The organism is Pontibacter qinzhouensis (assembly GCF_008017455.1).
In the GTDB taxonomy this organism is placed as follows: Bacteria; Bacteroidota; Bacteroidia; order Cytophagales; family Hymenobacteraceae; genus Pontibacter; species Pontibacter qinzhouensis.
Genome location: NZ_VRTY01000042.1, coordinates 17,056 through 29,654, shown reverse-complemented (window position 1 = coordinate 29,654; position 12,599 = coordinate 17,056). Strand labels below are relative to the sequence as shown.

The following is a 12,599-nucleotide window of genomic DNA, read 5'->3' as shown; positions in this document are numbered from 1 at the left end:
CGTCAGGCATCAAAAACAGAAACCGAGTTCCGAGGTGAAGGGGCAGCGGGGCGGACCGAAAGGGAGGGGAGGCCGCCTTTTTTGTTTACAAAAATACATCTTGCTGCCTGCACCAGACCGCAGGCTCCCCCTCCTCCGGACCTTGCCGGAGACCTGGTGCTTTTGAGATTTAGAAGCGGATAGCTACCTGGAGGACCGCTGCTTTCCAGGGGCAACAGCTTTGTTTTTTCCAGTTGACCTCTGGCTGGATGGGGTGTTGGTGTAGTGTTTCTTTCCATGGCTTTTTGAGGTGGAAAGGCAAAGATTGGCAGGGGACAGCGGTGCTTTTCACAAGGTCTACCCAACTTGGGGAATATTTTCTATGGCTGTTTCAGGTGAATCGAGGGGGTTGTGAAGGCTGCTTTTGGCTGCCGTTGAGCTTATTCAGGGTACTATTACCTCCATAAGGCAATGCGTTTTGAAGTTTAGCTTCCCTGCTGAGAGGTAAGCGGAATTTTCCCCACCTACGGATGTCCTACTGAAAAATGCTGAGGTGACTTTTACAGTTTTGGAGCCTAACCAAATGTGTAAAATATGTCAGTAGAGATCATCACCAAGGAAGATCTGCAGCACTTCCGGCGGCAGCTGCTCGAGGACCTGCAGCAGCTGCTCAGCAAACGGCAGCCAACTCAAACCCAGAAGCAGGTGCTCAAATCAGCGGAGGTACGCAAGCTGCTCAAGATTTCACCGGCCACCCTGCAGTCCCTGCGCATCAACGGCACCCTGCCCTTCAGCAAGATCGGGGGGACCATCTACTACCGCCAGGAGGATATCGAGAAACTGATGGAAGGGAACAAAAGCAACAACCAAACCGCAGGACTATGAACTACATCACGCACCTGACCGGCTTTTTCGAGCTGGCCTCGAGAGACTACCGGCTCAACCCCACGCACGTGAGCCTCTACATGGCCCTGTTCCAGCAGTGGAACATGGGCCGTTTCAAAAACCCCGTCTCCATCTCGCGGGCGGAGGTGATGGAGATCTCCAAGATCAGCTCCCGCGTCACCTACCACAAGTGCATCAGGGAGCTGCATGGCTGGGGCTACATACACTACGACCCCTCCTACAACCACTTCCGCGGGAGCCTGGTGTACATGCTTGGCTTTGAAGAAAAACTCCCAAAAAAGCAAAAAGAGAACCTGCCTATTTCTTGTACCGGAGCCGAACCGGCTGTGGACGGGTCCTGTGCCGGAGCTGTACGGGTGCTAGGCCCTTCTATAAACAGTATAAACAATAAAAACATAGTAAACAATTTAAACAATAGAGGAGCACCCATTTTTACAACCAGTTCAGAAAATGAACAGGAAGGGAGGGACACTGGAAAATCCGGAAAAGAAAGAAAAGAAAAAAGTTGCGCCAAAAAAGAAAAGAAAGAAAAGCCGAAGGAGCCGCCGGGGCTGGAGGAAGTGCGGGCATTTTTTCTATTGGAGGGCTGGCCGGAGCTGGAGGCCTTCCGATTCTTCCACCACTACAGCGCCAACGGCTGGCAGCTGGGCCGGACGCCGGTGCAGGTCTGGCAGGCAGCCGCGCGGAAATGGATGATCAACGGGATAAACGGAAATGACTATGCAAGCTATCAGAGAAATCTTGCCGCAGAGCCTGCCACAAGCTACAGGGGAGAAACCAAAGACTATAGCGAGCCCCTCTGATGCTATGGAGAAAGCGGCCGTAAACAGGCAGCCGGACCTGGACCGGCGCCTGGCCCTCTTGGAGCGGAAAGGGAAGGAGCTGTACGGGGAGCATTTCAAACTGTACCAGGAGGACCACCCGCTCCTTGAAAAACTTATGGCCTACATGGTGGAGGATCGGGAGAAGGTGGAACAGATGGGGCTGAGCCTGCGCAAGGGGATCCTGCTCCTCGGCCCGACCGGGTGCGGCAAGACCAGCCTGATGACGCTGCTGCGCCTCTTCCGCCCACCGGACGAGTGCTACCGGGTCAAGTCCTGCCGGGTGGTCAGCTTCGAGTTCCACAAGGAGGGTTATGAGGTGATCCGCTGCTACAGCCAGGGCATCCTGTGGAGCCCCTCCAGGAAACCTGGAGCCTACTGTTTCGATGACCTGGGGGCGGAGAGTTGCCTGAAGCACTACGGGAACACCTGTAACGTGATGGGGGAGATCCTCCTGAGCCGCTACGACCTGTTCGTGTCCCAGGGGGTGAAGACGCACCTGACGACCAACCTGACCAGCTCAGAGATAGAGAAAACCTACGGGAGCCGGGTCAGGTCCAGGATGCGGGAGATGTTTAACCTGGTAAGCTTTGAGAAAGGAGCGAGAGACAAGCGGGGGTGACAGGCCAGCGGACAGACTTGGAACAGGAGTCGATCAGTGGTACAAATCATATTCGGTACATCCTGTTTCATAAAAAGTTTCCTGCAGTTCCAGTCGCAGTTACTGCTCCGCACCCTGCCCGGGCAAAAAAGGAGTATATGGCTAAGAGAACAACCCATCCCCTGCCATGTACCGGGTCAACCCTTTTTACTAAACCCGTTACTGAGCAGTTAAATGAAATTTGATTTAGTAAAAGACATTTTTGAAAACAAAAATCCTCAATTCTAGTCAGTATGATCTTATGCCTGCCTTTTGACTGCCTTTTCATTTAAACGAAGGATTAAATAAAAACCTAGTAAGCAGGAGTAGGTCCTAGGTTCATTAGCAAAAGGAAGGGTAGGGGACCATCTATTCTTATTAATAGGTGATCGAAACATAATGTAATAGTTCACATTGATTAGAATGCTTTTCACAGGTGGCTCCCGAAAGTAATTTGTGCTAGATATGACATTATATTCAAATTGAATTTCTGCTCAACATAAAAGGTGTTATCAGATATATTGTCTTCTTTCCACTAAGGGGGCTATAAATAGCCATGATAAGCTTTAGAATGGTGTGCAATAGTTTTTGCCTTCAATTCAGTTTTTTTATTTACTGATATTTATTGATGGTGTTGGGTAGCACTTAGAAGCCATAAAATGACCCTGTCAGTCTCCCTCTCTTTAACCGCTACCCTCTATTTGAGTTGATAGTTTTATTTTAATGCGGTAAAATATCAAAAAGCAGGATTGCTTAATCTGTAGGGCTTAATGTTAATCTTATGTTAATCACGTGGTTATTTTAAGATAATAGCGTAGGCTTAGATTTGTGCTGTATTCAAAACCTATAAACTATCCTATTGTGAAGCTGTACAAAGTCTCCTTATTGGCGATTCTCTTATGGATCGTGAATACCCATCCCTTATTTGCGCAGGAAAAGGTGCATGGAGTTGTAAAGGATGCAAAAAGTAAAAACACCATTCCTGGTGTAAGCATTCAGATTGCCGGTACCCAAAACGGCACCTCTACCGATGTAAATGGCAATTTCTTACTGACACTTGCTCCGGTAACACAAAACAATGGAGTTACGCTTGTTTTCACTGCTGTCGGATATATGCCTGTAAGTAAAGTGCTGAACAGCGCAGACAGAACTGCACTACTCATCATTGAGATGCAGGAAGACATGGTAAAGCTGGATGAGGTGGTAGTAACAGGGCAAGGGCTAAATGTGAGCAAAAGAAGGTTGTCGACAAATGTTACCACCATTTCAGCAGAGCAGATAAAACACCTGCCTGTTAACAGAATCGATCAGCTTTTACAGTCGCAGATTCCTAACGCTCAGATCAAGTTATCGGGTGGGCAGGCTGGTTCCACCACTATCATTCAAAGCCGGGGGCTTAACTCTGCCTTTGCTAATTCTACTCCTATCATCTATGTTGATGGCGTACGGATGGATAATCTGAATACTGCCCCCACTATAGGAATGAGCCTTTCGGGAGGAATTTCGCAGGGAGCAGCCACCAGCGCTCTTGCCGATATCCCTGTTGAAAACATAGAAAGAATTGAGTTCATCAATGGTGGCGCTGCTACTACTTTATATGGTTCGGATGCGGCAAACGGTGTGTTGCAAATCTTTACAAAGAAAAATGGCTCCGGAAAGGCCTCGTTTAATGCAAGTGCGGATGTAGGCAGAGAGTATGCTACAAATGAGTACCTCTACTTCGACAGAACGAAAGACCTGTTATTTCAGGACGGATTTTACAACAGGTATAGTGTTGGAATGGACGGCGGAAACAGCGACTTTGGCTATAGCATGGGCGCTTCTTACAATAAGTCCACCGGCGTGCTCATCCATAACCAGAACCAGTTGGAGAAGATTGACTTCCGGGTAGGTTTTTCGGCGAAGGTGCTGAGCGACCTGACCTACGAGAGCAGCTTCTCTTACAATAACCAGGGTTTAAGGCGGGGCAGAAATGGTAACTCCGGCGGTTATTCCGGCCTTTGGTTTGCCGAAGACGGCGCCTCCAAAATTATTGGCCCCGGTTTTAACCCTGTTCTGGATGAGCTAAGCGAGGCAGAGTTTGCCAGAGTAAAGTCTTTTGTTGACTCTGCAGAAGTGCTCCAGAATAACACCTCGAAGGTTAACCGGTTCACCACCTCGCAATCCTTGAAATTCCAGCCACTCAAAGAGCTGCTGATTAAGGGCGCCTTCGGCATCGATTCTCGCCAGCAAAGAGAGCAGTCGGTTGTTTCTATGGCTTTTAACCGGCATATCCGGTCCAACAATGTTGGGTCACTTTCCAACTACGACAGAAACTATCTGGGTCTGACACTGGATCTTACAGGCCAGTATGATTACCGTATCAACGATTTCTCTTTCCTAACCACTCTCGGCGGGCAGCTTTTCAGAACCGAAGACAGGCAGATCGCCTATATCGGCCAGGACATTCGTGACGGAGCTTTAACAGTGAGCCAGGCTGCTACCCGGACCAGTTCTGAGTTTTATGCCGAGGTAGCCAATTATGGTCTATTTCTGCAAGAGAACATCGGCTTTAAGAACAGATACTTCCTGGACATGGGCATAAGGGGAGATGGAAACTCTGCTTTCGGAAGTTCTATCGGGGTGCAGTATTATCCAAAAGTTGGCTTCTCTTATATTCTAACCTCAGAGCCGTTCTTTGCAGATTGGAACCCTAAATTCATCAACACTATAAAGATAAGAGCCAACTACGGTGTAGCAGGTAATTTCCCTACTCCGTTTGCCAATGAGCGCACCATTGCCTTTGACGGCTTTCTGGGCGGGCAGGCTGCCACTTTCGGCCAGCCTGGCAATCCTGACCTTCGGCCTGAAAAAACCCACTCAAGGGAAGCAGGAGTGGACCTGGGCTTACTGAACAACAAGGTGTCGCTGACAGTGAACTACTTTAACAACAGGACGGAAGATGCCTTGTTCGTAGTTCCTCCGGCCGCATCTTCAGGCGAGCCAAATGTGTTGCGCAACATAGGCGTTATATCTAACAAAGGATGGGAATTCTCTACGACAGTAGCCTTACTGGAAAGAAAAGACTGGGACGTGCGGCTAAGGGCCTCTGCCAATACCATCGATAACCTGGTGGTTAGCACTGGAGGTGCCCCTTCATTTAACCTGAGCGGTATGAGCTCCCGGACTATCCAGATTGTGGTGAAGGAAGGATACCCGGTGGGGTATATAAGTGGCAACTACGGTACTTTCGGACCCGAAGGAACGCTAGTGAGTACTACTCCGCAGTCTTTCCTGGGCTCCACTCTTCCTGAACTTACCGGAAGCGCCGGCTTAAACGTTGCTTATAAAAACCTTTCTTTCTTCGCCAATGCCGACTATCAGGCTGGAGGATATCTGTCTAACTGGGACAAGCAGTTCAGAATTAACTACGGGGCTTCTACGGAAGGTGTGCCGGCAGAGGAGATTGCTATAAACGGCACAGCAAACTGGCTGAACTACTCGCAGCTTTTTGTGGAGAAAAGCGATTTCCTAAAAGTAAGGACAGTAGGGCTTGTTTACGCAGTTGACAAGCGGTTTCTCGGCAACGTGCTGAAAAACCTGAGCATCGGATTCACGGCAGTTAACCCGCTCAACTTTACCGCTTCAGCCTCCGATCCTGAGGCCGTAATGCCTGGCGGCGCCCAGGGCCAGGGTTCTGCCACAACAGGTGGCCTAAACTACGCCGCCTACTCAGCGCCACGTCAGTTTATAGGATCTGTTAAAATCAATTTCTAATACGCGAAAGACATTATCATGCATACTTATATAAAACAACTGCTTTATGCAGCTATCTTAACGGGCTTATCTGGTTGCTCCCTGGTAGAGGTGCAGAACCCCAATGTTACCGACGAATCTTTTCTGGGGACACCTCAGTCGGAAGCCATCTGGCTGAACGGCATGAACCGGCAACTGGCAGTAACGCTGAACAATACGGTTCATTTTACGGAGATAGCATCCGATAACTATTATAACAACAGCTCCCTTTCTAACAAGGTATTTGATATTCCCAACATTCTTTATTCAGACCTTGATGTGGATAACATGCAAAGGTCTATTGCCCGCCTAAGCCAGATGGCAGATTACGGCCTGCACAATGTGGCGCCTGCCAGCCGCGAAACGACAGACAACATCAAAGCGGACATGCACTTTATAGGCGGGTACGCTTATCTGATAGGGGCAGAGCTATACGAGAACCTGCCACTTACAGCTGGTGGGCCCGTGGCAAGTGCCGCAGAACGTTTACAGAAAGCGATCGAATACATTAAGGCAGCGGATGCCTTACAAAATGATCCTGTTAAGAAGCAGCAATATGCCCTGGCGTTGGCAAGAGCCTATTATAACCTGGGAGATAAGCAAAATGCTGTTGCTTATGCCGATAACGTAGTAAAGAATAACCCTATGCTGCTGCTACAGGTTGCATTCGACGGGGTAAACGGTGTGTCTAACACGATGCAAACCTATACTTTCAGCAGTTCCACCAATACCTATGCTCCACTGCCAAGGCTGGACTTTCTGGATCCCAAGTACTATCATGTAGGCAATGCCAGCACAGATCAGAAGCCGATAGCCATTTTAAAAGGGGAGGAGGCTTTTCTGATCCTGGCAGAAGCAGCACTAGGAAACAATAATGTTGATGAAGCTAAAACAGTCTTGAAGAGCCTGCTAGAAGTGGTGAAGCGCAGGCCTGTTGCCTCTATAGATGCAAAATTGGCGCAACGGAAAGGAAACAGAAGTGACTATCCGCTTTTAGCGACCGTAGAGGTGAAATTTGATAAGGCAAGCCCAGCCAGAAGCGGGTTTGTCCTGGACAGGCAAGCCGGAAACATAACAGTCTATACCGTTTCAGGATCCTCCGTGACCGAAGCCGACATAGATGGCGCCACTACCTCTGACCAGGTGTTGTATTTGCTATGTTTAATGCGCCAGGAAATCTTTATGTCTGAAGGAAGAAGAATGACTGACCTTGGTATGCGCTTCCCGGTATCGCAGGTGGAGCAGCAGAACAACAAAAATGTAAATGCGGAGCACACGCAGGCTATTATTCCTTCTTATATACCGGGCCAATTGGGCATGGACGATTTTACATATGATAAAGCAACTGGTTTGGTAACAATGGAGGTGGATATGAACAAGGTGCTTGTGCAGAACAAAACGGCAGACAGGGTTCTCCCGCTGCTTAAGTAATGTCACCCTGGTACTTTACCAAAATAACTGTTTGCAAAACTCTCGCCTCATGGGGAGAGTTTTGCAAACAGTTGACTTCTTAAATTAAAGTTGGACGAGCACGAAGTACATGCAAATAATGCTTGTTGTATCTAGAAGCAATTATTCTAATAAAAAAGCCTTCTAGTGATACTGCTCCAGCTGTTGCTCCCGACAAAACTTACTTGCAAGTACTTGGTGCTGCATAAAGTATAAACTGTCGGATGTTGAAGAACGGCAGCAACAGTAGCGGAAAGCTCTGGAGGGCCCAATCCATTTAAATAATTGCCCAGAACCCGACAAACAATTCTTTAAGCAACACTTGTTTACATTTTAACATAGGTTACATGAAACCACAAATAAAATATGTACTTACTCTTACTATGCTACTGTGCCTGCTGCACCAAGTAGCTACGGCTGCCGCACCTAAGAATGAGGTAAGGACTGCATTTAAAGCTATCATAAAAAAGTATAGCAAAAGCGATAAGATCGCTAAAAGCCTATGGCAGGAGGTGGAGGCAAACTATACCGGCAAAGAAAGGCACTACCATAACCTGGAGCACCTCGATAATTTTTATTCCCAGTTGCTGAAATGCAAAGACCAGATAACGGATTGGGAGACACTTGTACTGGCTATGGTTTATCACGACGTGATTTATGGCTCTCCTGATCACAGGAATGAAGAAAGAAGCGCTGAACTTGCTGTGGAGCACTTAAGACAAGTCAACTACCCGGAAGATAAGATAGCAAAATGCCAGGAACTGATTTTAGCGACCAAGTCGCACGCGTTAAGCAATGATCAGGACACTAATTTATTTAATGACGCTGACATGTCTATTCTTGGTCTGGAGAGAGACATTTACAAAAAGTATGTGCAAAACGTGAGGCTGGAGTATGCCAGTTCACCTCAGTTTGATGCAGGGCGGAAAAGGGTCTTAAACTATTTTTTAGGAATGGACCGAATCTTCAAAACAGACGTTTTCTACAAGCTCTATGAAAGCTCTGCCCGCGAGAACATAAAGTGGGAACTGAGCACACTACCTGAATAAGGTTGGCATTTCAAATTATATCATTTGCATTCAATCATAAAGATGAAAAGAACCTTGTTATTGTTTTTAACCTCATTACTTTGTTTTGGGAGTGCTGTAGGGCAACAGGCAAAGTATGTGGTACTCATCAGCATAGATGGGTTAAGACCGGATTTTTATTTAGATAAATCCTGGCCTGCTCCCAATCTTCACCAGTTGATGGAAGAAGGAGTGTATTCGGAAGGCGTAAGAGGAATTTTTCCTACGGTTACATATCCTTCGCACACCACCATTATTACGGGTGCTCTACCAGCAGCACATGGCATTTATTATAACATTCCTTTCGAGCCTCAAGGAGCTACCGGAAATTGGTTTACGGAAGAAAAACTGATACAAACCGAAACGCTTTGGGATAAAGTGAATAAAGCAGGCATGAAGACAGCTTCCGTATCATGGCCTGTTTCTGTAGGGGCTCCTATACATTACAACCTGCCTGAGAACTTTTCGCTGCAAAGTCCTGGAGACCGCAGAGCGCCGATCAGTGAAGCCGCTACTCCTAAAGGGCTCTTTGAGGAGGTCATGCAAAACGCAACAGGCGCTTTGGAAGCCAATGATTTAAACCTGCGGTACTATAGTATGGATGAGAACATTGGTAGAATGGCAGGTTATATTATCAGGAGGTATAAGCCAAACTTTATAAGTGTTCACATTGTTGGAGTAGATGGCGCACAGCATGCAGAAGGCCGTGAGGGTAAGAATGTGCCTAGAGCAGTAGCCAATGCTGACCATGCGGTGGGTGCCATTCGGGAGGCAGTCGAAAAAGCCGGCATCCTGGACAGCACCGCTTTTGTAATTGTAGGAGATCATGGTTTTGTTGACATCCATACCAGTTTGTCTCCGAATGTGTGGTTAGCGCAGCAAGGGCTCATTTCTAAAGTAGGCATCGAGGTAAAATGGAAAGCAATGTTTCATACAGCTACCGGTTCTGCTTTCTTGCACCTAAAAGATAAGAATGACAAGAAAACCCTAAAACAGGTAAGGGACCTGCTTAACAATTTACCGGAGGAAGAAAGAAAGCTTTTTAGGATTGTGGAGAAGGAGGAACTTGAGAGGATTGGTGCTGCGCCCGATGCAGTTATGGCCTTAGCCGCTGTTAAGGGAGTAGCCTTGAAAAGAGATGTAGACGGCCCAGCCCGTAAAGAAGGAAAAGGGGGAGCCCATGGGTTTTATCCTGATTTCCCTGAAATACAAACTGGATTTATTGCTTCTGGTGCTGGTGTTAATAAAGTTAAACAAACCTTACCCGTAGGCTTAGAGGACATTGCACCGTTTGTAGCTGAACTGTTAGGAATCAACTTTAAACCACCAGTGGGTGTTTCACAGAAGGATAAGAATAACTGATTTACAAGTAGTGCTTTCATTCCCATAGGTTCAGCAACCTATGGTTTTTATGTCAACTTAATGAAAAAGTTTTTACTCTTCTGTTTCAGCACCTTTCTGCTGAACTCGCCCCTCCTGGCCCAGCCAAAGCTGGTGGTGGGGATCGTGGTAGACCAGATGCGTTATGATTATCTCTCTAAATATCAGGGGCAGCTCTCGGAAGGAGGCTTTAGGCGCTTCCTTATCGACGGCTACGTGATGGCCAACCATTATTACAACTACGTGCCTACCTTTACAGGTCCTGGCCATGCAGCCATTTATACGGGGACCACACCTGCTGTTAATGGTATTATAGGCAATGAGTGGTATGACAAAACAACAGGCCAAAGCGTGTATTGCGTTGAAGACAGCAGCGTACAACCTGTAGGTACCGAGAAACCAAGTGCCAGACGCTCTCCGGTGCTGATGCAGTCGACCAGCATCCTGGACCAATGGCGCTTTCATACGTCCATGAAGGCAAAAACCATTGGGGTGGCTATCAAAGATCGTAGCGCCATACTGCCTGCCGGCCATCGTGCGAGCGGCGCATTTTGGATGGATGCAACCTCCGGTGGCTTTGTAACCAGTTCATACTACATGGCGCAGTTACCTGATTGGGTAAAGCGATTCAACGAGCGTAACCTCGCAGAGAAATACCTTAGCCAGAAATGGGACCTACTGCTAAGTGAGAAGCATTATGCAGAGACAGATGATGCTGCCTTCGAGAAGAACTACAAAGGGCTGGACAAACCTGTTTTACCCTACGATCTTCCGCAGATCCGCAAGAATAGCGGGTTAGGCATCCTATCCAGTACTCCATTTGGCAACACCATAACCGTAGACTTCGCCATTGCTGCCATAGAGGGAGAGCAGCTTGGACAGGACAGTATAACGGACATCCTGGCCCTAAGCTTTTCTTCGCCTGACATCATAGGGCACCAGTTCGGACCGCACAGCAGGGAAGTGCACGACACCTATCTGCGCCTGGACCAAGAGATGCAGCGGTTCCTCAAGTACCTGGACAAGAAGTTTGGCATGGATAACGTGCTTATCTTCCTTACCGCTGACCACGGTGCTGCAGATGTTCCGGCATATGTTAAAAGCAACACGGGATATTATTCAGGAAAGAAGATACAGGATGTGCTAAACGGAGCCCTGAAACAGGGGTTAGGAGTGGACGGACTTGTGAGGAATGTCAGCAATGAGCAAGTATTTTTAGACTGGAGCCTGATCAGCAAACATAAAATAGACCTGCAGCAGGTGCTGTTGCTTAGCAAACAGAGTCTGTCTGCCCGGCAGGGGGTTTATGATATCATGCTGGCAAGCGACTTAGGGCAGTGCCGATGGGTTAGCTCGCTCTGCGACCTGGTTAGGAACGGCTATAACCCCCAGCGGAGCGGAGACATGCTGCTGGTCATGCAGCCTGGGTGGATCAGTGACTACTACTCATCGGCCGGAGGCACCACGCACGGAAGTCCCTTTTCCTATGATACACATATACCGATGATGTGGCTGGGATGGAAGGTTCCGAATGGAATTACGTATGAAAGAACAGTTATCCCGGACATAGCCCCGACGCTTTCGCTGCTCTTAGGAAACTCCATGCCTAACGGTACTACAGGAACCCCGATGGTGCCGCTATTGGAAAGCATCAGCACGCAGCGACGTGTAAGTCAAATAATAACAGAGTAGCCCCCTTTCTTTAGGCTTAAACAAGAAGCCGTAAAGTCCTTTGATCAGAGTTGCCCAAACCAGGATGGTTTTACAAACTTGATGCTACTGCTCCTTAAATATTAGTACGTCAGGTTCTTAACAGCTGTACTAACAGGACCGACAAACTCTGTAGTGGCTTTTTAATCTGAATGATTGTACCTGAACTGATAAACAATACTGGATGATGCATTAAGGTTAATTTAATTGGCAACTGGGGTTGTATCTCTGGATTTACGAAATGTGTGTAAGGGCCATGTTAAAGCTTTGGCTAAAGTTTAAGAAAGCATAACATGACCTTTACACAGTTACTGGTGTCTCAAGCGTTACTTTTGTATAATGACAACCAAGGGAATGGAGGATTCAGAGAAAAGGCTCTTCAACAGAGCATTCCTTGATAGTTGGTACAGCAACTATCACAAGCTCAAGGCTTTCTATGAGCAGAACAAACTTAAAGGGGATGCCCCCCCTGGCCGTACACGTCGGCTGGAACACCTTCAATCATATTAGGCGCAAAAGGATACAGGTTATACCAGGTAGTAGTACTCCAGATGCCGCCGTAGCCGTTTCGGAAGCCTCCGAAGCTCTCGTCCTTCTCCTGGTTAAAGAGAATGTTATTGGAAAGCTCCAGCCATTTGTTAGGCTTGAAGGTGACATTGGCCTTCAGGTTGTAACGGTCCATGCCACTATCAGCGATGTTGTTGATCGTTTCCCTGTCGAAGGTCCTCCCGGACAGGTAACCCTTTAACTTTTCGGTGCCGCCAGACACGGAAATATTGTGCATACTTGAATACTGGTACTTCTTGAACAGGTAGTCATACCAGTTGGTGTTGTAGAAGAACTTATAGGTGCCGTTGGGCTGCAACTCGTGGA

At 47.7% G+C, this 12,599-nt stretch carries 10 protein-coding genes; 8 read left to right on the top strand and 2 right to left on the bottom strand.

Going from position 1 to position 12,599, the window contains the following annotated elements; translation table 11 throughout:
• Window positions 1–2: 2 nt before the first annotated feature.
• Window positions 3–278: a hypothetical protein gene (locus FVR03_RS12290; protein ID WP_147922052.1), complete on the bottom strand. Its 276-nt coding sequence runs from the start codon at window positions 276–278 to the stop codon at window positions 3–5.
• Window positions 279–573: 295 nt separating this feature from the next.
• Here FVR03_RS12290 and FVR03_RS12285 point away from each other — a divergent pair, with 295 nt between their 5' ends.
• The 8 genes from FVR03_RS12285 to pafA all read left to right on the top strand — a co-directional run bounded on the left by FVR03_RS12285 (window position 574) and on the right by pafA (window position 11,708).
• Window positions 574–864 carry a helix-turn-helix domain-containing protein gene (locus FVR03_RS12285; RefSeq protein WP_147922051.1) on the top strand — a complete coding sequence of 97 codons (291 nt, stop codon included), beginning with the start codon at window positions 574–576 and terminating at the stop codon, window positions 862–864.
• Entirely contained in the window at window positions 861–1,688 is an 828-nt protein-coding gene (locus tag FVR03_RS12280; protein ID WP_147922050.1) for a transcriptional regulator, read from the top strand. The genes FVR03_RS12285 and FVR03_RS12280 overlap by 4 nt, the downstream gene beginning before the upstream one ends.
• 4 nt (window positions 1,689–1,692) lie before the next feature.
• A complete protein-coding gene (locus tag FVR03_RS12275; RefSeq protein WP_147922049.1) occupies window positions 1,693–2,328 on the top strand; it encodes a P-loop NTPase family protein in 636 nt (211 codons plus the stop codon).
• An 879-nt stretch (window positions 2,329–3,207) separates the two neighbouring features.
• Window positions 3,208–6,102, top strand: a complete 2,895-nt coding sequence (locus FVR03_RS12270; protein ID WP_222707224.1) for a TonB-dependent receptor domain-containing protein — start codon at window positions 3,208–3,210, stop codon at window positions 6,100–6,102.
• A gap of 18 nt (window positions 6,103–6,120) precedes the next feature.
• Window positions 6,121–7,551, top strand: coding sequence for a tetratricopeptide repeat protein (locus FVR03_RS12265; protein ID WP_147922047.1), 1,431 nt, complete (start codon window positions 6,121–6,123; stop codon window positions 7,549–7,551).
• A gap of 365 nt (window positions 7,552–7,916) precedes the next feature.
• Window positions 7,917–8,618: an HD domain-containing protein gene (locus tag FVR03_RS12260; protein WP_147922046.1), complete on the top strand. Its 702-nt coding sequence runs from the start codon at window positions 7,917–7,919 to the stop codon at window positions 8,616–8,618.
• Between the two features lie 42 nt (window positions 8,619–8,660).
• Entirely contained in the window at window positions 8,661–9,998 is a 1,338-nt protein-coding gene (locus tag FVR03_RS12255; protein WP_147922045.1) for an alkaline phosphatase family protein, read from the top strand.
• Between the two features lie 60 nt (window positions 9,999–10,058).
• Window positions 10,059–11,708, top strand: a complete 1,650-nt coding sequence (gene pafA / locus FVR03_RS12250) for an alkaline phosphatase PafA (protein ID WP_147922044.1) — start codon at window positions 10,059–10,061, stop codon at window positions 11,706–11,708.
• 469 nt (window positions 11,709–12,177) lie between these two features.
• Here the strand turns inward: pafA and FVR03_RS12245 are convergent, their stop codons facing one another.
• A complete protein-coding gene (locus FVR03_RS12245) occupies window positions 12,178–12,591 on the bottom strand; it encodes a hypothetical protein (protein ID WP_187270144.1) in 414 nt (137 codons plus the stop codon).
• Window positions 12,592–12,599: the final 8 nt, after the last annotated feature.